Annotated in this window: 24 protein-coding genes; 12 read left to right on the forward strand and 12 right to left on the reverse strand. The window is 41.8% G+C overall.

Going from position 1 to position 25,748, the window contains the following annotated elements; all coding sequences use genetic code 11:
* Positions 1-55 precede the first annotated feature (55 nt).
* The 3 genes from I8752_RS33640 (at position 56) to I8752_RS33650 (ending at position 2,053) form a co-directional block, all read left to right on the forward strand.
* A complete protein-coding gene (locus tag I8752_RS33640; RefSeq protein ID WP_214436077.1) occupies positions 56-229 on the forward strand; it encodes a hypothetical protein in 174 nt (57 codons plus the stop codon).
* A gap of 21 nt (positions 230-250) precedes the next feature.
* Positions 251-958, forward strand: a complete 708-nt coding sequence (locus I8752_RS33645; RefSeq protein ID WP_214436549.1) for an IS982 family transposase — start codon at positions 251-253, stop codon at positions 956-958.
* Between the two features lie 384 nt (positions 959-1,342).
* Positions 1,343-2,053 (forward strand): tetratricopeptide repeat protein, encoded by a 711-nt coding sequence (locus tag I8752_RS33650; protein WP_214436508.1) that lies wholly within the window; start codon positions 1,343-1,345, stop codon positions 2,051-2,053.
* A 318-nt stretch (positions 2,054-2,371) separates the two neighbouring features.
* Here I8752_RS33650 and I8752_RS33655 read toward each other — a convergent pair whose 3' ends face one another.
* Both I8752_RS33655 and psaM read right to left on the reverse strand, forming a co-directional pair.
* Entirely contained in the window at positions 2,372-2,782 is a 411-nt protein-coding gene (locus I8752_RS33655; protein ID WP_214436509.1) for a slr1601 family putative cell division protein, read from the reverse strand.
* A 679-nt stretch (positions 2,783-3,461) separates the two neighbouring features.
* Positions 3,462-3,563, reverse strand: coding sequence for a photosystem I reaction center subunit XII (gene psaM / locus I8752_RS33660; RefSeq protein ID WP_225896069.1), 102 nt, complete (start codon positions 3,561-3,563; stop codon positions 3,462-3,464).
* A gap of 181 nt (positions 3,564-3,744) precedes the next feature.
* Here psaM and I8752_RS33665 point away from each other — a divergent pair, with 181 nt between their 5' ends.
* The gene (locus I8752_RS33665; protein ID WP_214436511.1) at positions 3,745-5,001 is read left to right on the forward strand and encodes an FGGY-family carbohydrate kinase; all 1,257 of its coding nucleotides are present in this window, start codon (positions 3,745-3,747) and stop codon (positions 4,999-5,001) included.
* Positions 5,002-5,033: 32 nt separating this feature from the next.
* On the opposite strand, the gene I8752_RS33670 is transcribed toward I8752_RS33665, so the two are convergent.
* The 4 genes from I8752_RS33670 to I8752_RS33685 all read right to left on the reverse strand — a co-directional run bounded on the left by I8752_RS33670 (position 5,034) and on the right by I8752_RS33685 (position 8,365).
* On the reverse strand, positions 5,034-5,288 hold the full coding sequence (locus I8752_RS33670) for a hypothetical protein (protein WP_214436512.1): 255 nt from the start codon (positions 5,286-5,288) through the stop codon (positions 5,034-5,036).
* A 403-nt stretch (positions 5,289-5,691) separates the two neighbouring features.
* Entirely contained in the window at positions 5,692-6,654 is a 963-nt protein-coding gene (locus I8752_RS33675) for an N-acetylglucosamine kinase (RefSeq protein WP_214436513.1), read from the reverse strand.
* A gap of 18 nt (positions 6,655-6,672) precedes the next feature.
* Positions 6,673-7,929: an MFS transporter gene (locus I8752_RS33680; protein ID WP_214436514.1), complete on the reverse strand. Its 1,257-nt coding sequence runs from the start codon at positions 7,927-7,929 to the stop codon at positions 6,673-6,675.
* Between the two features lie 46 nt (positions 7,930-7,975).
* Positions 7,976-8,365 (reverse strand): GxxExxY protein, encoded by a 390-nt coding sequence (locus tag I8752_RS33685; RefSeq protein ID WP_214436515.1) that lies wholly within the window; start codon positions 8,363-8,365, stop codon positions 7,976-7,978.
* A 116-nt stretch (positions 8,366-8,481) separates the two neighbouring features.
* Here I8752_RS33685 and I8752_RS33690 point away from each other — a divergent pair, with 116 nt between their 5' ends.
* On the forward strand, positions 8,482-11,487 hold the full coding sequence (locus tag I8752_RS33690; RefSeq protein ID WP_214436550.1) for a valine--tRNA ligase: 3,006 nt from the start codon (positions 8,482-8,484) through the stop codon (positions 11,485-11,487).
* Between the two features lie 149 nt (positions 11,488-11,636).
* Positions 11,637-12,080: a hypothetical protein gene (locus I8752_RS33695; RefSeq protein WP_214436516.1), complete on the forward strand. Its 444-nt coding sequence runs from the start codon at positions 11,637-11,639 to the stop codon at positions 12,078-12,080.
* A 177-nt stretch (positions 12,081-12,257) separates the two neighbouring features.
* Here the strand turns inward: I8752_RS33695 and I8752_RS33700 are convergent, their stop codons facing one another.
* On the reverse strand, positions 12,258-12,587 hold the full coding sequence (locus I8752_RS33700) for a hypothetical protein (protein WP_214436517.1): 330 nt from the start codon (positions 12,585-12,587) through the stop codon (positions 12,258-12,260).
* A 144-nt stretch (positions 12,588-12,731) separates the two neighbouring features.
* A complete protein-coding gene (locus I8752_RS33705) occupies positions 12,732-14,771 on the reverse strand; it encodes an ABC1 kinase family protein (RefSeq protein WP_214436518.1) in 2,040 nt (679 codons plus the stop codon).
* A gap of 400 nt (positions 14,772-15,171) precedes the next feature.
* Here I8752_RS33705 and I8752_RS33710 point away from each other — a divergent pair, with 400 nt between their 5' ends.
* Positions 15,172-15,642: a hypothetical protein gene (locus I8752_RS33710; RefSeq protein WP_214436519.1), complete on the forward strand. Its 471-nt coding sequence runs from the start codon at positions 15,172-15,174 to the stop codon at positions 15,640-15,642.
* A gap of 87 nt (positions 15,643-15,729) precedes the next feature.
* Here the strand turns inward: I8752_RS33710 and I8752_RS33715 are convergent, their stop codons facing one another.
* A complete protein-coding gene (locus tag I8752_RS33715) occupies positions 15,730-16,374 on the reverse strand; it encodes a hypothetical protein (protein WP_214436520.1) in 645 nt (214 codons plus the stop codon).
* A gap of 152 nt (positions 16,375-16,526) precedes the next feature.
* Here I8752_RS33715 and I8752_RS33720 point away from each other — a divergent pair, with 152 nt between their 5' ends.
* Together I8752_RS33720 and I8752_RS33725 are read left to right on the forward strand one after the other, a co-directional pair.
* Positions 16,527-17,204 (forward strand): response regulator transcription factor, encoded by a 678-nt coding sequence (locus I8752_RS33720; protein ID WP_214436521.1) that lies wholly within the window; start codon positions 16,527-16,529, stop codon positions 17,202-17,204.
* 152 nt (positions 17,205-17,356) lie between these two features.
* Positions 17,357-18,808, forward strand: coding sequence for an ATP-binding protein (locus I8752_RS33725; RefSeq protein ID WP_214436522.1), 1,452 nt, complete (start codon positions 17,357-17,359; stop codon positions 18,806-18,808).
* An 18-nt stretch (positions 18,809-18,826) separates the two neighbouring features.
* On the opposite strand, the gene I8752_RS33730 is transcribed toward I8752_RS33725, so the two are convergent.
* Positions 18,827-19,531, reverse strand: coding sequence for a CAP domain-containing protein (locus tag I8752_RS33730; RefSeq protein ID WP_214436523.1), 705 nt, complete (start codon positions 19,529-19,531; stop codon positions 18,827-18,829).
* Between the two features lie 141 nt (positions 19,532-19,672).
* Between I8752_RS33730 and I8752_RS33735 the strand changes: the two genes are divergently transcribed.
* From I8752_RS33735 to I8752_RS38920, 3 genes are all read left to right on the forward strand, one after another.
* Positions 19,673-19,876 carry a hypothetical protein gene (locus I8752_RS33735; protein WP_214436524.1) on the forward strand — a complete coding sequence of 68 codons (204 nt, stop codon included), beginning with the start codon at positions 19,673-19,675 and terminating at the stop codon, positions 19,874-19,876.
* A gap of 338 nt (positions 19,877-20,214) precedes the next feature.
* The gene (locus I8752_RS33740; protein ID WP_404827139.1) at positions 20,215-22,668 is read left to right on the forward strand and encodes a CHASE3 domain-containing protein; all 2,454 of its coding nucleotides are present in this window, start codon (positions 20,215-20,217) and stop codon (positions 22,666-22,668) included.
* 86 nt (positions 22,669-22,754) lie between these two features.
* Positions 22,755-23,870: a response regulator gene (locus I8752_RS38920; RefSeq protein ID WP_404827140.1), complete on the forward strand. Its 1,116-nt coding sequence runs from the start codon at positions 22,755-22,757 to the stop codon at positions 23,868-23,870.
* Between the two features lie 100 nt (positions 23,871-23,970).
* On the opposite strand, the gene I8752_RS33745 is transcribed toward I8752_RS38920, so the two are convergent.
* Together I8752_RS33745 and I8752_RS33750 are read right to left on the reverse strand one after the other, a co-directional pair.
* Complete coding sequence (locus I8752_RS33745; protein WP_214436525.1) at positions 23,971-24,654, reverse strand: SDR family oxidoreductase; 684 nt, start codon at positions 24,652-24,654, stop codon at positions 23,971-23,973.
* A gap of 189 nt (positions 24,655-24,843) precedes the next feature.
* Complete coding sequence (locus I8752_RS33750; protein ID WP_214436526.1) at positions 24,844-25,734, reverse strand: DUF5331 domain-containing protein; 891 nt, start codon at positions 25,732-25,734, stop codon at positions 24,844-24,846.
* Positions 25,735-25,748 lie beyond the last annotated feature (14 nt).

Genomic DNA, 25,748 nt, shown 5'->3' on the forward strand with positions numbered 1-25,748 from the left:
GGCAGGAGAAGTAAGAAGATGAAAGTTACCACACTTTTCAAATCAGACTTCCCCCATGACTAGCATAGACCTTGGAGAGCTAATTACAACCATCTTTGTGATAGTAGATGATTGGTATGAAAAGCAAGTAAAAAATCCAACAGTGTTAAAACCGGGGGTGAAAGCCAGAATGAGTGATAGTGAAATCATGACACTAGCACTAGTAATGGATTATTTGCCTATCCCTTGAGAAACGCAATTTCTTGGTTTTATCAGGGGAAATTACAAGGAATGGTTTCCGAATTTACTTGACCAAAGTCAATTTAATCGGCGGTACTTTATGGATGGGATGTTAGAGAAATTACGCCGCAGTTGGGTAGAGCAATTGGTTGAGGAAGGTGAAAAATATTTCCTTCTCGACACTAAACCATTGCCAGTCTTGGGACTCAAACGCGACAAGCGAAGAAGTGATAATGCTTGTAGTGCTGCCCCTGGTCGGTGTGCTGCCAGAGAGATGCATTATTTTGGCTACAAGCTAGTGATGCTGTCAACTTGGAATGGAATCCCTATTGCTTATGACTTAGTGCCTGCTAACACTGATGAAAGAGTTGCTGCTTTATGTGTTTTAAAAACTATTCAGCATAGCCATATTTACGCAGATAAGGGATTTATCTCTGCCGATTGGCAACAGGCGATCGCTCGGCGCACAGGAAATCGCATCTGGACACGGATGCGCGATAACCAGCATCTTCAACATTCTCATGCCTTGAACCGTTTTATTAGTCGTGTTCGCCAACGCGTTGAGGGAGTTTTTCACGAAATTCAAAACACTGGTCGTAATCCCGAACGCTTGCTCAACAAAACTGTTGATGGCTTTTGCGTTCATATTGCTGCCAAAATTGCCTCTCACACTTTACGTCTGTTGCTTCTTCGCCATTTTGGTATCAATGTTCTTACTTTTCAATCTCAACCGATTTAATTCACATTAGGCGTAATTCGTAATTCGTAATTCGTAATTAAGACATCTAGAAAAAAGTGAGGAGTTTGAAGTTAGTTGCCAGTTGTGAATGGTTATTTTTTGCGTCCGCGCGTCTTTTTTATCTCTGGCTGCTCCCCTGCTTTTGTCTGGATATTGATTTTTGCTATTTCTGGAATTCAACTTTGGGATGAGGTATCCATAGTTAGATTAGAGCATGAATTGTTTATGTGAGGTGAATTCTACTTTTGGCAGGACTTTCATTCAGTATGTATGTTCGCAGTTGAGTAGTTATAGACACTTAAAATCACTAAGAACGGTATCAAACTCCATCATCTGAGAAAAATCTAATTTTACTTCAAAGAGCAATTAGCTTGGGTAATAAATATGAATAGTCACTCATTTGTAGCTTCTGGCAAGCAGCAAAATAACTGTTATCAATTTGTTGTAAATAATACGTTGCAGGCTAAAGAGGATGGGGCTAACGGTAGGAGCGAATCTGCTTTAGGTGATGGCTATTTACGCTCTTGTGCTTTGAAGTTAGCTCAACAAGGAGATTATACTGAGGCGATCGCGCTATTAAGTCAATTAATTCAGCGCCATCCGCAAAATGCAGTTGACTACAACAACCGGGGGTTAATCTATTTTCAAAGCGGTGAAGCACAAAAGGCGCTACACGACTATAACACCGCTCTACAACTTAATCCGAATTTGGCTAGTGGTTATAACAATCGGGCAAATTACTACGCAGCTTGTGGAGAATTAGCAGCAGCAATTGCCGACTACGATCGCGCCATTGATTTAAATCCCAGTCATGTACGAGCATGGATTAACCGAGGTATTACATTACGGGATTTGGGACAATATGAGGAGGCAGTTGAGAATTTTGAGGTAGCACTGCTTTTTGGTCAGCTAGAAGGTCATATCTGGGCTGAACGCGGCAGGACTTATCATCTTTGGGGCGATTGGAATTGTGCGATCGCTGATTATCGTCGCGCCTTGACTCAACTACCTTCCCTGGATAACACCAAAGATATTCCTGGTTATCGCTTGCGTTTACAAATCAAAAATTGGCTAAACGACTTGCTTTCACTTTAGAGCAAGGAACTAGGGGAACAAGGTAAATATAGCAAAGTGCTGAGTCACTGAAGTTTGCAAGGGCGGGGGGAACCCCCCGAAGTTGCTCCACTTGGTGAGGAAGTTCAAGTCTTGGCGGTTCCCGTCGAGTTGAAACTGCCGAACCCGAAGGGGCAAAGACGACACTTGCTTCAACCGAGGGAACCAAGGGCTAGCAGTGTCTCCCCAAGACCGCACTTCTCTTTGCACGCAACTTCTCGCGCTCGTGCTAAGTATAAACCCAGTTGCTTAACAAGAACACCCGCGCAGCACTTCAATCACCCCAATTTGATATTTTCTTTAGGGTGATGAGTCTGATGCTTCGACTTCCTTGCTATCCTGAGGGACTATTACAACAGGAAGCTGGTTAGGGGCAAACCGATATCCTTGTTGTTCCATAATACTTTTAGTTTGACGCGGATCGAAATTCCGACTGAACTCCGCTTGCAAACTATTGACGCGTCCTTCCATGAGCTTGACTTCTGTACGGATTTCTCGCAATTTTTCTTGTTGCGACCAGTGATATGGCAAAAGTTGCACTAGAGCAGATATTGCTGCTGCTGAAATTGCAAAGTTTACGGTTATCTTTACCGTAGTTTCCAGTACCATCACCTGGTGAGAGCGTTGGCGAAGATGCCGCTTTGGTCGAGTCACAGCCCGACGTTTTTGTATAGGTTGTAACTGAGGTGTGGAGGGTTGAATCGCGTTCATGATGCTCAAGAGAACTTTGCTGATTGAATGACAACACCGTAAACAGGCATCTAGCACTAATTACGGCTTGATTTAGCTGACATATTACTTCATTTTTGAGAAATTGCTACACGTATGTTAAACGTCAAAAAATAATAGAACATACGTAAGTATCTGGTGTTTAACACTTGATGGCATCCAGCCACCAGCATCTGGAATCTGCACCTGTCTGCCAGGATTATTATTCTTTTGTGACTTTATGTCAATTCTGAATTGTTGTCTCTTTATATGAATGACAACTTGCAATGTGGTAGATAACCGGCATTTTCCCATTTTTAGGAAGTTAAAATGTATCTGAGCGCACAAAACAAGTTTATAGTAGTTGTATTTAACTAGTTACTGTTAGTCATGTTGCGATCGCATCACTATCAACTTGCTGAACATAACTTTTAGCTCGTAAGGGTGACAATACTTTAACCTTGTTTCTCATATATTGAGCTACGAATTTTTACTTAAGTTAATAATATTTTTTATACTAATTACCTCAGCAAGTATGTTGGATATTGCGATGAATAAAATAACTTGCGTCCATCGCATTACATACCTTGGCTGAGTAGAAACAACAATCAGGCTGAACCTGATTGTTGTTTGAGGGTGTAGCGGTTTCTAGTACGATTCGCTCAACATGCGATCGCAGGCGTTATTTGTAAAGTTCTGTTGCTAACCGCCAAGCCAGAACTCCTGGAATCAACGCTACAACCAAAGCAATGTAAACTTGAGTGTCTGAGATCGACGTAACCATGAATAGAGCGTTTGACATGAGCATGGATAAAAACCTCCTAACTGGAATAGATTTTAAATAGTTCGTCTACTACTTTTCACTGTTTTGACAAGTTAGTGGAATATCTTGTTACAAGATGCAACATAAGCAGCGATCGGCCAGTATTCATTAGTTATTCTTCATTGGACAAGTTGATAAACCTATGAATTTTTATTTGGGGATCGACTACGGCACTTCAGGCGCACGCGGGATCGCAATCGATGAGACAGGTTGCATCCAGGCAGAAGTGCGACATCCAATGAAAATGTCAATCGCAGATCGCTGGGATTCTGCTTTATGGAGTCTATTAGCAGAAATCCCAGAGTCATTGCGGCGAGAAATTAAAGCGATCGCAATTAATGGTACTTCTTCTACTGTCTTGTTGTGCGATGCAACTGGCAAGCCTGTAGATGCACCTTTATTTTATAACGATGGGCGGGGAGCGGTGGTGCTAGAGCAATTGCAAAGCGTAGCACCTGCCAATCACACCGTATTGAGTGCTACTTCTAGTCTTGCTAAACTACTGTGGATGTCGCAACAACTATTTTTTGGAGAAGCCAAATATTTCTTGCATCAAGCTGATTGGTTAGCGTTTTTGCTGCATGGACAGATAGGTATTAGCGACTACCACAATGCTTTAAAGCTGGGTTATGACGTAGAAGAATTGAAATATCCAGAATGGTTAAAGAAGCTACAAATACCGATTCAGTTACCTCAAGTTTTACCGCCGGGTACTCCTATCGCTGAAATCCGCCCAGAAATTGCAGATAAGTTTCGTTTTCGCCGTGATTGCCTCGTATGTGCTGGTACGACTGATAGCATTGCTGCTTTCCTTGCCAGTGGTGCAAAATCCCCTGGAGAAGCGGTGACTTCCCTGGGTTCAACTTTGGTACTCAAACTATTAAGTCAAAAACGCCTAGAAGATGCGCGATATGGAATTTATAGCCATCGGCTAGGTGACTTGTGGCTGACTGGCGGTGCTTCTAATGCCGGAGGTGCTGTGTTACAGCAATTTTTCACTAACGCTGAATTAGAAAGTTTAAGCTGCGAGATCGATCCATCAAAAGCCAGTGAGTTAGATTATTATCCGCTATTGAAAGCAGGCGATCGCTTTCCTATCAACGATCCCCATCTACCTCCGCGGTTAGAACCACGTCCAAATAATCCTGTGGAATTTTTGCATGGTTTGTTAGAAAGTATGGCCCGCATAGAAGCATATGGCTATGAATTATTACAGCAAATGGGAGCAGATAAGTTAAATTTTGTTTATACAGCTGGTGGTGGTGCTGCAAATTCCACTTGGACTGCTATTCGTGGACGATGTTTAAAAGTGCCTGTAATTTCGTCAGTGAATGCGGAAGCTGCTTATGGAACAGCATTGCTGGCGATGCAAGGAGTGGAAAAAGAAAAAGTGGCTTGAAGAAGAATGCAGAATGCAAAATTCAGTAATCTTCAGCGTGGGAGATTGGAACCCGTCACTAATTCCAATAGATTTTTTTGATAGGATTGGATGCCTTTGTCTAGTAGTTGGTGATACTTTCTCTCACTCAAAATTGCTACTGACTCTAATAATTTAGCATCATTCCCCAACACCCGTACAATCTGTTCGCAAATATCTTCTATATCCGTATCTATCCCGGTGACAATAGACATATCGCGGCTGATACTAGGTTGATTAGATACCAGATTATAGGGTTCCAGGTTCATCTCTGGGCAGCTATTCGGGGATGGGTGCTTCGCAGCAAGCGAATGTCATCTATCCCCTTAACTAACATTACCAAACGATCTAGCAGCCCCTAACCTGATGCCGATCCTGTATAGCAAAGTTTCAGTAAACCGGGATTATTCTACCTCAATCCAGTTACCATCAACTAAAACCTCAATTTTCAAACCATTGCAACTGTATGGATGGGGAGTTTCATTCAGGCGGTAAAAGATACCTGAAACAATTGCATCAAAAGAAGCCTTTAGAACAGCTATGTCATACGCGATTTTTTAATTGACTGACTCTTAATCGTGACGTATTTACTGCTTATAAATCTAGCTCAAGCTCCATTTAGGCTTAATTTTTGTCTAAGTTCGTTACGTTATAAGTACAGTAATTAGCACTTTATAATGCTAACCTTTGCAAAGCCAATAAACCAGCACCATAAGCAGGTTCATATCTGGGAAAAATCACTTTGACATAAGGAAACTTTTTAGTAATAGATACTGTAAATCTTTCATGTATCTTGCATCTACCTCGCCAAATACTTCCTGTTGTCACTACTTCAACAACTGAGCCAAGACTAAAAATTGCATCAATTACTGTAGATGTAGCTTTTACTAACTCTTGTACAGCATCATCAATTATTTTATTTGCTACTTCGTCTCCTGACGCTGCTGCTAAATCTACAATTGGTGCTAAAGCTGCTATTTGTTTTACTCCCCATCCTCGCCGATATATTACTTCTATTAAATCTTCTATACTATTCAAACCAAGATGCTCTATGAAAGCGTCTATTAAACTCGTAGATATATCTCGTCCATCATAAGCTTTTAATGCTGCTTGCATCCCAGTAACAGCAATTTTATAGGCGCTACCTTCATCTCCTAAAATATAACCCCAACCGCCAACACGCTTAGTTTCTCCTTGATGATTTCGCCCGAAAACTATAGAGCCTGTGCCAGCTGCTACTACAATTCCTACAGGATGACCAACTCCACCAACTAAAGCAATCAAAGCATCATTATAAATTACAATATTAGCTGGTTGTAAATCCCAATTAACAAGTAATAATTTGCTGGTTTGTAGTTCTTTTACTAAATTTTTTACTACTTCGATATCTCCTGTACGACCTACACCTGCTAAACCCAAACAAATAGCTTCAATATTGATTACATTTGTGATTTTTCTCGCTTCATTTACCGCCATATGGATTGCGTATTCAATCGATTTTAGAGATGCTTCAATACCTATACTTTGATAGTTAGATGCACCTGCTTCACCACGACCTAGTACTTGACGCGTGTCATCCATCAAGATACAAATAGTCTTGCTACCACCACCATCTATTCCCAAAATGTAACTCATGGACTGTATTAAGGATAATTATTTAGATGATTCTTCTTTTAAAGGAATAAAAAACAGAGCAATCATTCCCGGAATGGTGAGTAAACAGACCAAGATAAAAAATAATGGATATCCCAACGCTTTTTGTAAGTAACCACTAATTATTCCGGGTAGCATCATCCCTAAAGCCATAATGCCAGTAGATATAGCAAAATGGGAAGTTTTGTATTCTCCTTGAGAGATATACATTAAATAAACACTAAAAGCTGTGAATCCGAAACCATATCCGAATTGTTCTAAAGAAACCAACGGATATACTAATGTTAGCGAAGGTTTAGTATAAGCTAAATAAACATAAAATAAGTCTGGTAAGTTCAAAGCTAAAGCCATAGGAAATAAACATTTTTTCAATCCATATTTGGAAATGACTAAGCCTCCTAAAATTCCGCCAAGAATTAGAGATATCACGCCGAATGTTCCGTAAACCAAGCCAACATCTGATGTTGAAAGTCCTAGACCACCGACTTCTGGTTTATCCAATAGAAATAAAGAAGCTATCTTGACGAGCATTGCCTCACCAAATCTGTAGAGCAATATAAATGCTAGGATAGCTATAATCTTCTCTTGAGCAAAATACGAGCTAATTATTGTCCAAAATGGTATATTATCTGTTTCTTTGATCTGTCGTTGGTTATCTGATTTTGCTATAGGTAAAATCAGGCGATGGAAGATAAAAATTATTGCTAAAATTAAAGCAGAAAAACCAATAGCTAGAGTCCAGCTTAAAGGAATATTATTGAGAGATACTTCAAGTTTTCCAGCTATAAATACTAAAATACCAGAGCAAAATATAACAGCCAGTCTGTAAAACAGCGAACGGATGCCAACAAAAAATGCTTGTTGTTCAGGACTTAAGGCTAGTAGATAAAAGCCGTCGGTGGCAATGTCATAAGTGGCGGAGATAAATGCTCCTATTGTCAATCCAGCAAGGGATAGGAAAAAGAAGCTTGGTATTTGTAAAGATAATGCTACTAAGCCCAAACAGCAGAACATGGCAAATTGGGTGTACAGTATCCATCTTCTTTTGGTGGAGTAAATATCTACAATTGGCCCCCAAAACATTTTGATGACCCAAGGTAGGTAGAGAAAACTTGTCCATAAGGCAATTTGTGTATTGTCTATTCCTAGTTTTTTGTAAAAGATGACGGAGACTGTATTGATAATTACGTAAGGTACGCCGGAGGTGAAATAGAGGGTGGGGATGAATGTCCACGGGGAAGGGGGTATTGTTTTCATGGATTTTTTAACGAACCGCGAAGGTCGCAAAGGTCGCAAAGGAAGATTAAGAAGAGAGGATAATGCGTTTGATACCGTCTCTCAGGAGAGGAACGTTAAAGTTAATAAGAAGGGCTAAGGGGTAATTAGTCATTTTAAGGTAAGAGAGGACTTGTGCTTCATGAATAGCGGTTAAGTTTTGAACAGCTTTTAATTCAATAATTAGAAAATCTCCAACTAGAAAATCTAACTTACCCTCGCCTACCGAACGTCCTTTGTAGTGTACTTTTACGGGATGCTCAAACTTGTGAGGTATATTGCGAATCAAAAACTCTTCTCTGAGTGCTTTGTGATAAACCTCCTCTAAAAACCCTGAGCCTAAGATTCTATGTACTTCAATTGCTGCACCAATGACTTCGTAAGCTAGCTTTTCTATCTGCTTAGTAGGTTGTCTCATCTTACCTTCCTCCTCTTCCTTTGCGTACTTCGCGTCCTTTGTGGTTCGTTTCCATCAAAGCCTCTCCAACCCTGTGGCAAAATTTATTAGAGTCCTTCCACCTTAGTTTTCCCAGCATGATCGCAACCATTCCGAATCTCCCTAGTCTCTACGATCCCTTTACCACTGAAGCCAAGTGGCAAAAATTTTGGGAAGAAAACCAAGTCTACAAAGCTGACCCCAATCAAGGTGGCGAACCCTACTGCATCGTCATTCCGCCCCCTAACGTCACTGGTAGTTTGCACATGGGTCACGCTTTTGAGAGTGCATTAATTGATGTCCTTGTGCGCTATCACCGTATGAAAGGACGCAATACTCTCTGGCTACCCGGAACCGACCACGCTAGCATCGCCGTCCACACGATGTTGGAAAAGCAACTCAAGGCAGAGGGTAAAACTCGCTATGAATTGGGACGCGAACAATTCCTAGAACGCGCTAGGCAGTGGAAAGCAGAATCTGGGGGAACGATTGTCAACCAGTTGCGACGCTTGGGTGTTTCGGTAGACTGGACGCGGGAACGGTTTACTTTGGATGAGGGTTTATCGAAAGCTGTTTTGGAAGCTTTTGTTAGCCTTTACGAAGAAGGTTTAATTTATCGTGGCGAATATTTGGTGAACTGGTGTCCGGCTTCGCAGTCGGCAGTGTCTGATGTGGAGGTGGAAAACCAAGAGGTCAACGGAAATCTCTGGCACTTCCGCTATCCCCTGACGGATGGTTCTGGGTATGTGGAGGTGGCAACAACTCGACCAGAAACCATGCTGGGTGATACCGCTGTGGCAGTTAATCCCAATGATGAGAGATATCAGCACCTAATTGGCAAAACGCTAACTCTACCAATTATGAATCGGGAAATACCTATCATTGGTGATGAGTACGTTGACCCAACATTTGGCACGGGTTCGGTGAAGGTGACTCCAGCCCACGACCTGAATGATTTTGAAATGGGTAAGCGTCACAATCTGCCGTTTATTAATATCCTCAATAAAGATGGCACGCTGAACGCAAATGCTGGAGAGTTTCAAGGACAAGACCGCTTTGTTGCCAGAAAGAATGTGGTTTCTCGCCTAGAAGCAGATGGCTTTTTAGTGAAGATAGAAGATTATAAGCATACCGTTCCTTACAGCGATCGCGGTAAAGTCCCGATTGAACCCCTCCTCTCGACTCAGTGGTTTGTCAAAATTCGCCCTCTCGCAGATAAAGCGCTAGAATTCCTCAACCAACAAAATTCGCCGGAGTTCGTCCCCCAACGCTGGACTAAGGTTTACCGTGATTGGTTAGTTAAACTCAAAGATTGGTGCATCTCTCGGCAATTGTGGTGGGGTCATCAAATTCCTGCTTGGTATGCTGTCAGTGAAACGGGCGGACAAATTACCGATAACACGCCGTTTGTAGTGGCGAAATCGGCAGATGCAGCATGGGAAAAAGCTAAAGCACAATTTGGCGAAAATGTCCAGCTAGAACAAGACCCAGATGTACTGGATACCTGGTTTTCTTCTGGACTTTGGCCGTTTTCAACTTTGGGCTGGCCGGAACAAACTCAAGATTTAGCGACTTACTACCCCACGACTACCTTAGTAACAGGTTTTGACATCATCTTTTTCTGGGTTGCCAGAATGACGATGATGGCTGGGCATTTTACTGGGCAAATGCCGTTTCAAGATGTTTACATCCACGGGTTGGTCTTGGATGAAAACGGGCAAAAGCAATCTAAGACTAAGGGTAATGGCATTGACCCGCTGCTGCTGATTGACAAATACGGTACTGATGCCTTGCGCTACGCCATGATTAAGGAAGTTGCGGGGGCTGGTCAAGATATCCGCTTGGAGTACGATCGCAAAAAGGATGAGTCAGCTTCAGTAGAAGCATCCCGTAACTTTGCCAACAAGTTGTGGAATGCTGCCCGGTTTGTGATGATGAACTTGGACGGCCAAACCCCAGCCCAATTAGGCGAACCAATCGCCACCGAACTGAGCGATCGCTGGATTCTTTCGCGCTACCATCAAGTTGTGAAACAAACTGCTAATTACATCGATAGTTACGGTTTAGGGGAAGCGGCGAAGGGACTGTACGACTTCATTTGGGGCGATTTCTGCGATTGGTATATTGAACTAGTAAAATCTCGCTTGCAAACAAGTGCCGATCCTGCATCCCGGCGAGTTGCCCAACAAATCCTCGCTTATGTACTGGAAGGGATTTTAAAACTACTTCATCCCTTTATGCCCCATATTACTGAGGAGATTTGGCAGACTCTCACCCAACAACCAGCATCCCCACAAACTTTATCTTTACAACTCTATCCTCAAGCAGATAGCAAACTGATTAATCCAGCTTTAGAAGAACAATTTGAATTGTTAATTGGCACTATCCGCACAATTCGGAATTTACGCGCTGAAGCAGATATTAAACCAGGGGCAAAAGTAACTGCGAATTTGCAAAGTGAAAACGCAAAGGAACGCGAAATCGTCACAGCAGGCCAATCTTACATTAAAGATTTGGCAAAGGTAGAAACTTTAACCATTACTGATGGGCAAAAAGGCAAAGCAATTACGGCAAAAAAACCACAGAAAGGTTTAAAGTTCCTGGGCTTAACTATTGTTGCGATTGTCTTTTTGAAGGTAGCTTTAGCTATTGGAGATGCAATTAATGATGTTCCCTTGTTAGGAAATTTCTTTGAAGTAGTTGGGTTTGGTTACAGCAGTTGGTTTATAGCCCAAAATTTAGTGAGTTCGCAAGCTAGACAAAGGTTGTGGGCAAAGTTATTCCAGCGGACTACTCAAAAAGAACTGCCCCTAGAATCACAACAGCCCCAAGCACCAGAAAAAGCGATCGCTGGTGTAGTTGGTACAATCCAAGTGGTAATTCCCCTCAGTGGTGACGTTGTAGATATCGAAACCCTGCGTGCCAAACTAGAGAAAAGCCTCAGCAAAGCTGAAGCAGAAGTAAATTCTCTCAGTGCTAGATTAAGTAATCCTAATTTTGTGGATAAAGCTAGAGCAGATGTGGTGCAAGGAGCAAGGGATGCTTTAGCAGAGGCTGAAAAACAAGCAGAAATTTTGCGCGTCCGCCTTCAGGCATTGGTGTAGTCATCGCTTGCGTGGTTTAGTATCGCTGCAATGGGTAATGGGAGATTTTGATTTTCCCTTGCCCATTATCAATTAAAAATTCTTAAAAAATTAAAAGTAGAAAATATGTTTGGAACTTAAAATTTGAAATAAGAACAAAAATTAAGATCATGCTATATCTAGCCCAGGTACATAAAAACGAATTTTTAGACCAGTACCAGTTGCGTTTATTAGCGCGTCAGGAAGCTGATAATGTCTGGGCAATTATCCCGGAAGAGGCTTTCATTCTGCTGGGGAAAGGAAACATTATGAATGAAAAATTGCTTGTTTTAGTTGAGCTTTCCCCTACAGGCGACATCGAAAGGCTAGAAGAAGCTACCGACTGGGTACTGCACTTGGTGCAAGCCTATCTCAGCACTGGTATTACTCCTGATTTCTTACAACAAGAAGCAGAGCGAGCCGAACAGTGGCGACAATCTCTAACATTGCAAAACCAAGACTTAGCACGTCGTTCCCTAGAATTGGAAGCCCGTCGAGAACAAATTCAAGCTTTAGAAGAAAGTATTAAACGCGATAAAAACGGTTATACGAGAGATGATGGAGGCGACACGTAGGCTATTCACAAAACTTTAAAAAGTTTTGAAACTGTGTATAGACATTAATTTTAATAAATATTAGTAAAGAAATCATAACTTGGTTAATCTCAGTTCATACAACCACAGTAATAGCCCTACTTTGGACAATACTGAATTTAGAACTTTGTCTTTCACCAATTTATATTTCCCACAAATCTAATCTTTTTTGGCAACATCTTCAAAGTCTGTCACCGCGCAAGCAAACTCCCTGAAAGCTGTTTTCATCAGAACCTCTCTCATTCCCCTCTCCAGCGAAGAATTACGTATAAGGTCTGTTAATTCTACAAATAGCAGAGAAAACATAAAACGATCTTGGCGGTCAACCTGTTTCATGCAAGACAATATAAACTCATAAAGCTCTGTTTTTCTAGGTTTGGTTTGTTCTTCCCATAATTGCAGCGCCAGTCGAAAAGTTTTCAAGCGTATCTCGTTAGTGTTGTAAGATGTGTCTTTATAGCGAATTGATACGCGTTGAGGCAAGTCCATAAGCTTTATATAGAGACTCGATATAAAATCTTATTCAGATATATTTTGTCTCATCCGGAAAACAGTATTCTCCGACAAATTTGCATTCAAATCTATTTAGTAGAGACAAATCATGATTCGTCTCTACTAAGAATAGCTACAACCCTAGATTTTTGTAGATAAAGATAAACTTGCAGTCTGGTCTAATTTTCGATCTTGAGTGTTATTAACTTCTTCGGCTGCTAATAATTCACGAAGCAGATGAGCTACAGCTTTTTGTGCCAAGCGGTTAGTAACTTGCTGTCCCAAACGCTGTACGCCTGGATTTACTGATAACTGGGTAAGTTGCGGAACAAGCTGCATTGGATCGAAACCACGAGTTTCTCGGAGAATATTTAAAATGTGTTTGATATGCTCCAAAGTTTGTTGCTGTTCGACTGTGGCCGCAGGAGTTTCGTTAACTGCTGTCAAGCCTACCCGTTCTCGTAGCAAATAGGTAAAGTTATGCAAAACATTTTTACCTAAAGCATTGAGTCCATTAGCAAATTCATCTACCAATTTGTCACGAATGAAAGCACCACGTTCGGAAGAGAGAAAGTCTAACCCTTGATTTAAAACCAAATTAAAGTCGTAGTCTTGATTTTTGCGGGCGTTGCGTAACAGATTTTCTAAACGATTCCAACGGAATTTTCCTTCCTTAAACAGCAAATCTCGCAATGATGTTCTTAATTCTGGTGATGGGTCGGTTAACAAGCGTTTAGAAACGTAAGGATAAGCTTCGCTGAGGACTTTGAAATTGGGATCTATATATATAGCAATACCTTCCAGCGTCACGAGTGAGCGAATAATTAAAGCGTAGTAGGGAGGTACGCGGAAGGGATACTCATACATCAAAGCTGATAGTTCGTCGGTGATACTTTTAATGTTGAGTTCAGCAACACTAGCACCTTGAGCATCAGCAAACACTCTCGCAAAAGCCGGAATTATTGGTGTTAAATCGGTATCTGGTGATAAGAAATCTAGTTTGACGTAATCGCTGGCTAAACCTTCAAAATCGCGGTTAACGACATGAACGATCGCTTCAATTAAACCATAACGCTGGGGCGGTTTAATTTCACTCATCATCCCAAAATCGAGATAAGCCAATTTGCCATCTAGTGTTGCCAACAAATTTCCTGGGTGGGGGTCAGCATGGAAAAATCCATGTTCTAACAATTGGCGCAAAGAACACTGTACGCCCACTTCAATCAAATAACGAGCATCTATACCTCGATCGCGGATTTCTGCTGCTTGAGTTAACTTGATACCATCAATCCACTCCATCGTCAAAACGCGACGATTAGTGTATTCCCAATAAATTTTTGGTACGTATATATCTTTTATATGACCGTATAACTGAAAAAAACGCTCAGCATTTTCGCCTTCATGGATGTAATCCATCTCTTCAAAAATGCGCTCGCCTAATTCATCTAAAATACCAACTAAGTCGCTCCGCACTCGTTTGACATTCTTCTGTACCCAACCTGCAAGGCGACGCAAGATATACAAATCAATTGTAATTCGCTCTCTCAAATCAGGACGTTGGACTTTAACAGCAACTTCCTCACCAGTTTGCAGTTTGCCTTTGTAGACTTGTCCCAAAGAAGCAGCTGCTATTGGCTGGGGTGAGAGTTCTACGTAAATATCTTGGGGTGGCGCGCCTAGTTCTTCTTCAATAAACTGATATGCAATTTCGTTGGGAAAAGGTGGTAATTGGTCTTGTAGCCGAGTTAGTTCTTCTAAATACACGGGAGGAACCAAATCCGGTCTCGTGGATAAAGCTTGCCCAATTTTGATATAAGCTGGCCCCAATTGCGTCAGTAACTCTCGTAGCTGAACAGCTCGACGACGTTCATCTTTAACGACAATTCCCCTACGACTGTCCCACCACAACCCAAAAACAAAGGACAGAGTTGGCCCCAAAACTGCAAAAATACGCTGCAAAACTTGCAGCGGTCTTTTTCTATAATACGCTTCTATCTCCACGGGATTGTAGCGTATTGTCTCAAACTGGGCTGGTATGGTTAGCGCCTGCTGTTTTCGGGTTGTTAAACCCTGAGAAGGTCGCACTACCAACGCTTGTGTACCATTTTCTGGTATCACTTCAGTAACCTGTGGTTCGCCCTCAAGTGATTGGGGAGTTGGAGGAAGTGTCTTAACAATCATGAACAAAGCCACCAGTTAGTATCGATATCGATTATGTTAAGTATTGTAACAACCATGTTTACAATCCAGCACCCCTCAAAAGGGTATAAGATTTACTATTTTAAAAATAAAACTTTTGTGGCACTTAGTACTTACAATAATTATGGGCAGCTGCAATTATTTTTTAATCTACATTTTGGCAGTTTTTGACCCCTTTATTCGGAATTTTGCAATAAATTCACGCTAGCTGCGATCGCCATTTCCATGGTAGATCGTTATGTAGGATAGAGGCTCTATTTTTCTTAAAGGAAAAATAGACCTTGATTTTTGTTTCACTGCGTAAGTCCTATTTTTTCACTGCCTCACATCAGTAAGCATTCCCTAGCTGAGTCAGGAAACAAAAAATTAGGAGCATGAAACAGTGTTTAGGAAATTCGTAATCAGTGTTTTATTATTGCCCGCTTGCCTTGGGTTTGAGATAGCCACTGCATCTCAAAAAAATGAGTTACAAGTGCTACTAACTTCTGAGCAATCGAGCGCCCTAACTGTACAGACAAAGGCAAATAAAAATGAAGGAAATTCCTTAGCAAATGCAGTTACAGAATATTCCTCAATTCCAGAAGATTGGGAAAGTGATACTGAAAAAGTAAAACATAGAAGATACCACCATTACAAAAGATATCGTCAAGATTATCGTCATCATAGGCGGTATTATCAAAGGTACAGAAATTATCGCCTTCGTAGGTATTACTATCCCCAAAATATTTATTACCGCAGACAATATCACAATCAATATCGGAATTACCACCAAAGAGTTTACGATCCGCTGTACTGTCATTATCTCAGATACTATGACCATCGACAGAGGAATTCTCGTTTAAGCTGCTACTAGTTAGTAAAGAGTAGGGAGTTGGAAAATGAGGAAACAACTTCTATCTCCTGTACAGACGCGATTAATCGCGTCTCTCCCAACTCAGCACTATTTTTCTGTCTCAGGGCGATCGCCTGGGGGATGTGGCGGAACTCCTAAAGCTTCAATTAACTTTTCTTCGCTCACGCCCAGTTTGGCGGCAGCAGCTTGAAAATCGGGACGAGGAGGAGGGCCAGATGGGCGCTCTGTCGGTGGGTTAGCAGGCACTCCCAATGCTGCTTTTAATTGAGTTTCTGTGACTCCTAATTTTTGAGCAGCAGCCGCAAAATCAATTCGAGGTGGTTGACGGTCTGAGCGCTCGCCTTGTGGCTGACGGTCAAAGCGCTCGCCTGGGGGACGTGGCGGAACTCCCAAAGCTTCAATTAACTTTTCTTCGCTCACGCCCAGTTTGGCGGCAGCAGCTTTAAAATCAGGACGAGGAGGAGGGCCAGAGGGACGCTCTGTCGGTGGGTTAGCAGGCACTCCCAACGCTGCTTTCAATTGGGCTTCCGTGACACCTAGTTTCTCAGCAGCAGCAGCAAAATCTATGCGTGGTGGTTGTGGTCTTCTTTGTTGCTGTTGGTCATTGGGTGGTGATGCATTCTGGGCGATCGCATTGGATGGATTAGCGATCGTTTTATTTGAACCTACAAAATTAAAAGCCCCGATCGCAACAGGAACAGTAACCAGAATTAATAGTCGCTTCATCTTCATGACAATCAAACTCCTTAATTTGAGGGTGTAGTGTTGTCTATATTTCGATTAAGCCGACTAAAAATTACAATTTGCCTTTTTTCTGAATTACAGTTTTGTAATCTATGGATGATGGCTGTTAAGTGTTAACTATTATGAATTACTAGATAATCATGCACGTCCTGTTTGTTGAAGACGAACCAAAAATTGCCAACTTCGTGCAAGCTGGGTTAAAAGAGCAAGGATTTATTGTTGATTACTGCGACAACGGTAATGAAGCATACATCCAAGCGATGGATAACGAGTATGATGCGATCGTGCTAGACATCATGATACCGGGAAAGGATGGTCTAGCCATTCTTAAGAGCTTGCGCCAAGCAGGACGGAACGTGCCAGTAATTTTATTGACAGCTCGTAACGAACTGGACGATCGCCTCGAAGGTTTGAATCTTGGGGCAGACGATTATATAGCAAAACCCTTTTTTGTTGAAGAACTAGTTGCCCGGATTCATGCTGTAGTGCGTCGGAGTTTTGGCGATCGCCAAAATCTGCTTTGTGTTGGCCCTCTCAAGCTAGATCGCATTGCGCGAGAAGTTACCTGCAATAGTCAAGTTGTGGAACTTACCACCCGTGAGTTTAATCTCTTAGAATACTTGATGCGCTCTCCCGGACGAGTTTTTACCCGCACACAAATCCTAGAACATGTCTGGGGTTATGATTTCAACCCCAATACCAATGTGGTTGATGTGTGCATTCAACGAATTCGCAAAAAGATTGACTCTATTGGTGGCTTGAGTTGGATAGAAAGCGTGCGAGGAGTCGGGTATCGTTTTCGCAATTCTCATTCCTAATCGTGAGACCAGGGATTGCGGAGATGAGGGGGATGAGGGGGATGAGGGGGAGAAAGAATTAAAAATCCCTACTCTTGTACAGACGCGATTAATCGCGTCTGTACGATAACTGATAATCGCGTCTCTACTCAGCACTTACTTAATAACTAACTGTGAAACTCCGTTCTTTTCGACTTAGAATTGCTTTGTTGTCTGCCATACTAGCTGGTGGCACTCTAGCAGGGTTTGCAATTGTATCATGGTGGCTAATTTACGAGGCTAAAGTTAGTCGCCTCGATGCAAAACTAGAAGCGCAGTTGATGCGCCCACCAATCAAAGATTTTTGGCAATCTTATGAAACCTTCTTAACTCCTGAATTGCAGATAGATGTAGAAACTCCTATCGCCCTTTTGGTAATCGATCGAGATGGTAAGAAGCTTTATCAATCTGCTAGCTGGCCTGCCGATTTGAACTCGAAGGGTCTGTGGTCTTCACTCCCTCAGATATTTCCATCCCCATTACCACCCCCAGAACAGCGGACAACAGAACAACCTCCACAAAGACCCCCATTCCCTAACGATCGCCTGCCGATGCCACCGCCCCGTCCGCAATTAGTTACTCGGCGCACGACTACAGGAATCTGGCGCGTTGCTGCGGCTACTTTTCCCCAAGGTCAATTAGCGATCGCTATCAGTTTACATACAATTGACCGAGAAATGACCGCGATCCGCGATATATTTCTAATTTCGATACCTGTCGTACTTCTCATAGTTGCTGGTGGTGCTTGGGGATTATCTGGTAGTGCTTTGCGTCCCATCCAGCAGTTGATTGTGGCGATTCAGCAAGTCACAGTCAAAGGATTAGATCAAAGAGTTCCCATTGCTGCAACGGATGTGGAATTTTTGGAATTAATTCAAGTGTTTAACAAAATGCTGGAACGCTTGGAACGCAGCTTTAACCAGTCTTCGCGCTTCAGTGGCGATGCTGCCCACGAACTTAAGACACCGCTAGCGATTTTGCAAGGCGAACTCGAACGCACCTTACAAAAAGCGGAAGCAGGGTCAGAAATGCAACAAAGCCTAAGTAATCTGCTAGATGAAGTGCATCGCCTCAGTGGAATTGTACGAAAACTGTTGTTGCTGTCTCTAGCAGATGCTGGACAAATGAGTTTATATCGGGTCGAAGTCGATCTATCCAAGATGCTAGCTGAAATGCTAGAGGATATAGAATTACTCGCCCCACATCTAGAAGTGCAAACCAAAATTGCTGCTGGATTGCAGGTGCAGGGCGATCGCGATTTGCTTGCCCAAGTGTTACAAAATTTGTTGAGCAATGCCATCAAATATAACCTCTCAGAAGGGTGGATGCAGATTGATGCTGGCTACCAAGGAAAAACTGTGTTGATAACTATCAGCAATTCTTCCCAAAACATTGCCCCCAAAGAGCGAGAACGCATTTTTGACCGTTTCTATCGGGGAGATCCAGCCCGAACCCGAAAAGTAGAAGGAACAGGGCTAGGACTGAGTTTAGCTAGAGAAATCGCCATTGCCCACGGCGGCAATCTCACCCTCGATAAGGCGGTGTCAGGTCAAACTTCATTCACTCTCGGCTTACTGAGGGGGTAGTAGCACAGGAGATAATGGCTATTTATCCTGATAGCCTCCTGCATACGTAATTACACACATGGTTTTATAGATTTTGTGAGTGCCATAAGCAACACCAGCTACTTTGAACGCACTGTTAAAGATATTTTTGCGATGACCTCGTGATGGAACTCCATCATCAATAATTAATTGCATAACAATATCTTGGGCTGTGTTTGGGCCATAACTGATGTTTTCCCCAGCTGTAGTTTGCCATTTACCGTAGCGATCGATGCGATTAAAGGGGTCGCTACCATCACTACCATAATGACCCGTTGCACCTTTCGATCCTTGGTCTTTGACATGATCTTTAGCGCCTAAAGACATACCTTTGGATGCAGTCAACGCACCTACAGACCGGACTGATTTGAGAAATGCGATCGCCTCATTAACTGGTTTTACTCCTTCTTGAGTTCGTAAATAGGTATTACCAGGTAGTTTGACGTAGTTGCCTTGGAAGTGTTTTTTATAATTTTCCAAAATAGAGATGTATGCTGTGGGATTTGTTCGCACTTTGGTCATTTCATCTATCACCTGCTGTTCTAATGGTGATAAATAACTGGCCTTGGCTAACACATTCGTACTAGCTGTTTGGGCCATACCAGGTGTTGATGCTGCTACAAATGAGCTAGGTTGAATTAATTGATAAGAACTGTAGCTTGTCAATAAAGCTAGTATAAATACGTAAACTTTTTTGCGGTGCATGAATTACCTCACAATTTTATACTTAGGCAAAAGTTTGGCTAATTGATGCACTACAGTCTGATAATTGGTTAATTAACGCTCAATTTTCAAAAGAACGTGAAACTGACATAAAGAATATAGTAATATTTTTAACATTAAAATGTGAATGGTATTTCTACTATTAGTGTAATTAATGACCAGTACTGTAGGGAAAAGGTAAGTCGTCAAACTGTGAGTAGCGGTATCAGGGACTTCCAAATAAATAAATATCCCATTGCTGTTGAAGCTGTTGAAGCTGGGGGAGAAGAATCAGGCAAAAATTGGATAGTTTATTTCTGGGAGTTACCTAAAGCAGAGAAAGAATAGAGGAGTTTGAGCAAAATTTAAATAAAATCAGCAATATTAAAATAAAATACTTTGCTTAATTGCTTGGGATAGTTACAATAGTGGTTCTTTTTATTCTTCTGCTAATAAAACAATCAAACTAGATGCAAAAAAACGATTATAATTTTTTGAATAAAATAGAACTTTGGGAACAATAATTTTAAAACAATGCTTTTCAAAGCATTTATGTCAACTTATATTTTTCGGACTTATTTATATTTGTATATATAAATAAGTTTAGCCAGAGCATATATTTCACATATCCTCGATAAAATCATTAGAGTCGCAATAGCAGCCGTAATAGTGAAACAAAGCCCTAAATGTTAAAACGTTTGAAGATTGGAACCAAGATTGGATCGGCTTTTGCCATAAGTCTGGGACTTTTAACTACGATTGGTCTAATCTCCTACCAAAGCACCAAAGAACTTATTGAAACTTCGTATTGGGAAAAACATACATACGAAGTGTTAAGTCAACTCAAAGAACTTAATATTGAGCTAAAAAATGCTGAGACTGGGCAACGCGGTTACATAATTACGGGCGAACAGCGCTATCTAGAACCTTATAACGTTGCTATTAAAGTACTGGATCGAAAAGTCAAAGAACTTCAAAAATTAACAGCAGATAACTCCAATCAACAGTTTAGGCTGGAAAGGTTGCAGCCACTAGTAAATAGGAGAATCGCTGTTATGAAAGAAGCGATCGCTCTGCGACAAAATCAAGGCTTGGAATCTGCCCAGAAAGCTATCCTGACAGACCAGGGTAAGCAAATAATGGATGAAATCCAGAATGTCATCCAGGCTATGGAAGCTGAGGAAAATGGTTTGTTGAAACAACGCTCTGATAAAGCGCACGCAGCCGCCCAGCAAACTGTAAATCTCATTACCTATGTTATTCCATTATTCTCGTTGATTTTAGCTGCGATTGGATTCATCCTTACCCGACAAATATCAAGACCGCTAAAGCAATTTTCTAATGTGGCGGAAAGTATTTCAGATGGCAATTTATCGGTGAGTTTACCAAATAGCGATCGCCAAGATGAAATTGGCGTACTCACACGAACTTTCAACGAGATGATTGCTAATCTGCGAAGCACAACTCAACAAAATGACGAGCAAAATTGGCTGAAGTCTAATTTGGCTGAGTTTACTCAGATGCTCCAAGGGCAACGCAATCTAGAAAGCGTTTCTCGGTTGATCTTGTCAAATTTAGCACCAATGGTTGGAGCACAACAAGGTGTTTTTTATTTGATGGATGAGCTTGACAATCAGCCTGTACTGAAGTTATTGAGTAGCTACGCTTACCAGGAACGCAAACATCTCGCAAACCAATTTCGCTTAGGTGAGGGACTAGTAGGGCAATGCGCCTTGGAAAAGCAAAGAATTCTCCTGACTGAAGTTCCCAGTGACTACATCCGCATTAGTTCTGGCTTAGGAGAAGCATTACCACTCAACATTATTGTATTGCCCGTACTCTTCGAGACAGAAGTAAAGGGTGTGATTGAACTTGCTTCTTTTCAGCACTTCAGCGAGTTACATGTAGCATTTCTAGAGCAATTCAGTAAAACTATTGGTGTATTTTTAAATAATATCGCAGCAAGTTTACAAACTCAGCAGTTACTAGAAGAGTCCCAAGCATTAACCGAAGAATTACAACTTCAACAAGAAGAACTCAAACAAAGCAATCAACTTCTAGAAGAGCAAACACGCGATTTAGAAGAAGCACAATTCTTCCAGAAGCAACAGCAAGAAGAGTTACAACAATCGAATGAAGAATTACAGCAATTGAATGAGGAGCTAGAAGAAAAAGCGGAATTGTTAGAACAACAAAACCGAGAAGTTGCTCGCAAGAATCAAGAAATCGATCTGGCAAGGCAGTCTTTAGAAGACAAAGCAGAGCAACTAATGTTGTCTTCTAAATATAAATCAGAATTTCTCGCAAATATGTCCCATGAGTTGCGAACTCCGCTGAACAGCTTGTTAATTTTAGCTAGACTACTAGCAGATAATTCGGCGGGCAACTTGACTGATAAGCAGGTAGAGTATAGCCGGACAATCTACTCTGCTGGAACGGATCTGTTGGAGTTGATTAATGACATTTTAGATTTAGCAAAAATTGAATCAGGAACTCTGTCAGTAGATATTGAAGAAATCACTTTTGAAGATTTGCAGCAATCTTTGGAGCGGACTTTCAATCAAATGGCGCGGAATAAAGGACTCAGTTTTGTAATTGAACGAGATAATAATTTACCTCCGACTATTTCTCAAGACCCCAAACGCTTGCAACAAATATTAAAAAATTTATTGGCTAACGCTTTTAAATTCACCGAACAAGGAGGCGTGAAATTACAAATTAGCATAGCTCCATCAGCTCAAACCGATGTTGTGAGCAGTAGTACTCCTATAATTGCCTTTGCCATCAGCGATACAGGCATTGGCATTTCACTCGATAAACAAAAAATTATTTTTGAAGCATTTCAGCAGGCAGATGGCACAACTAGTCGTAAATACGGTGGGACTGGCTTAGGTTTATCAATCAGCCGCGAACTGGCTCAACGGCTAGGGGGAAGAATAGGACTAGTCAGCCAGCCAGATCGAGGAAGTACCTTTACCCTCTACCTACCCCAAACTTATACAGGAAATGAGCCAATAGTTACCGAACAGAGAAAAGGCGTGCAAGTTCTCTCCCCACTTCCTCAATCCCCAGTTTCCAGTCCTCAGTCCCCATTGTCCTTAATCCCCAGTCCCCAGTCCCCACGTTTCCTAATGAAATAGCAGACGATCGCCAGACAATTCAAAGTGGCGATCGCGTCTTACTGATCGTTGATGATGATGATAAATTTGCCCGGATATTACTAGATATGGCACGGCAACAGGGCTTTAAAGTGATAGTTGCTCTCCAGAGTAAACAAGGTTTGGCCCTCGCACAACAGTTTAAACCCGATGCAATTACTCTAGATATCCATATGCCAGAGATGGATGGTTGGACAATCCTAGATCGTCTCAAGCACAATGCGGAAACTAGACATATTCCCGTACATATATTTTCTGTTGACGACAGAGAACAACGAGGTTTACAGCTAGGAGCAGTCACCTACTTGCAAAAACCCGTATCTCCCGAAGCGCTGACTGAAGTATTCAGTGAAATTACAGACTTTATAGAGCGTAAGGTCAAAAATCTTTTAGTAATAGAAGATGACCCCGTGCAAGCCCAAAGTATTATTGAACTCATTGGCAATGGCGATGTCCAAAGTACAGCAGTGGGTACAGGAGCAGAAGCACTGCGGATTTTGAAATCTCAGCGATTTGATTGTATCGTGCTGGATTTAGGTTTACCTGATATGAGCGGGCTGGAATTGATCGAGCGCATCAAACAAGAACCCAGCTTCTTAAAACTGCCAATCGTCGTTTACACTGGCAAAGAATTAACTCGACAGGAAGAAACTCAACTGAGGCGGTTGGCAGAAAGTATCATCATCAAAAATGTGCGATCGCCAGAGCGTTTGTTAGATGAAACTGCTTTGTTTTTACATCGGGTGCAGTCTAAGTTGCCCAAACCTAAGCGTCAGATGCTAGAGCAACTGCACCAAACCGATCCCGTGCTAACTCATCGCAAAATTTTGATTGTGGATGATGACTTGCGAAATATTTTTGCCCTTACTAGTTTCTTAGAAGGGTATCAAATGCAAGTGCTGTTTGCCGAAAACGGCAAAGACGGCATTGAAATGTTGCAAGCCAATCCTGACACGAATGCTGTGTTAATGGACATCATGATGCCAGAAATGGATGGTTACGAAACCACCCGTGCAATTCGCCAGCAACAGCAATTCCGGTCGCTGCCAATTATTGCCTTAACAGCCAAAGCAATGCCAGGCGATCGTGAAAAGTGTATCGAAGCTGGAGCTTCTGACTATATTACTAAACCCGTAGATACCGAACAACTACTTTCACTACTCCGGGTTTGGCTATATCGTTAGCAGTTGTCGTAGAGACACGATTAACATTTGCCGTAGAGACGCGATTAATCGCGTCTCTACAAGAGTCAGTTGTTATTCTTGCTCCCCCTGCTCCCCTGCCTTATTGCGGGACAGTCAACGGCATACCGTTATCTTGGGGTTGCAATTGAAGTATGAAGGGAACTGCTTTCTTTACCCACTCGGAAATAGGCGTGTAAGCAGCGGCTTCTTCTCCAAAGCATCTTTTTAACATATCAGTATGAATGATTCCAGGATTGAGAGGAATCGCAGCCATACCAGCAGGTAATTCTTGAGCTAAAGAACGAGTTAATCCTTCAATTGCCCATTTAGAAGCACAATAAGGTGCAACATCAGGAGAAGTAGAACGTCCCCAGCCGGAACTAAAGTTAACAATGATGCCTCGTTTCTTTTCTATCATTGCCGGGACAAAGTGGCGAATTAAATGAAAAACTCCTTTAATGTTAATATCTATCAACTGTGAAAACTCCTCAGCAGAAATCTGCCACAGAGGTGCTGGGTAATTAATAATTGCCGCGTTATTAACCAACAAATCAGGTGGTTCGTATTGGCTGAGTAAACGCTCCGCCCAGGTTTTTACTTGCTGCTCATTCGCTACATCTATGACAGCAAAATCGTGGGACGAACCAAACTTTTGGCGTAGTTTTTCTACCGCAACTTCTGAACGAGCGCAGCCTAAAATAGTATGTCCTTCCCGAATAAATTGCTCAGTCATAGCATAACCAAGACCTCGACTGATACCACTTATGAGGATGCGTTTAACCATATTTTTCCTTGGCATTAAAAGCTGTTGGCTACAAAGTAACTATTGCTGCCTAAAAAACGCATTAATATTTTAAGTCACATGATTAACTTTAAGCTGTTAGGCTTTTAAATTGCACATTGACCAAAGTTGACTGTTGACCGCTGAGTGTTAACAGTCAACAGTCAGCAGTCAACAACCACATTTTGACTTTTAACTTTTAACTTGGAGCGACAACTCATATGGGATTGCTATAGTTTCTTCTTGATTCCATTTACTACCTTGACAAAATTCATCTACCCAAGAAGCTAAAGTACGGGCATTAGTACTAGAAGATAGATCCGCTTTTTTGGAAATGTTTAATGTTTGTATTTTTGCATTGCCGTTGCCTTGAATTTCTTTTGTGACGAGCAGTGATAATTTTTTGCCATTGCTAGAAATTTCGCTAGCCAATGATGGTGATGGCAGCGTTTTCGCTGTGACAGGAACCTCAGTGGTAATTTCTAGGGACGATCGCACTAGTTTTTGCCGTAGAATAGCAGCTGGTAGTTTACTAGAGTTAGGCATTCTTTCAAGAGATTGGGGAGCTATCTTAGTTGCGACTGCGATCGCTGGTACGGGCTGATGTGTGCGAGTAACTTCAGTCGTAGCTGCAAATGATACTACAGGTTGATAACTCCGTCTGATTTCGGTTGGCTGCTGTCCTGAATCTAACTGCTTTGTTGAAGATTGGTATTTAGTAACAGCAAATGATGGTACAGGCTTATCCTGCCAATATTCCTCTTTTAGAGACTCACTTTCAACTTGGTCGGCGGTCAAAGAATCCTCTAATTTTATTAAATGTAATTCTTCATCGGGATCGAAGTTGAGGCCTAAAGCTGCAATGATGCGATCGGGATTATTATTTAGCTCTAGAATAAAACCAAGTATTTCATCAAACTCTGGCTCTAAAGCAGATAGAGTTGCCAAAATAAAACCAGACAAAGGACGGCGCAATCCATCATAGGTGTCCCAAATTCGCATTTTGACCAACCAAGTACGATTTTGCTCGTAGTAACTCAGCCACTTCAGTTTCAAAGATTGTCGTAGCTGCTGAATGTCCATCGGATGCCTCACTT

The sequence above is a fragment of the Dendronalium phyllosphericum CENA369 genome, from assembly GCF_016056275.1.
Classification (GTDB): Bacteria; Cyanobacteriota; Cyanobacteriia; order Cyanobacteriales; family Nostocaceae; genus Dendronalium; species Dendronalium phyllosphericum.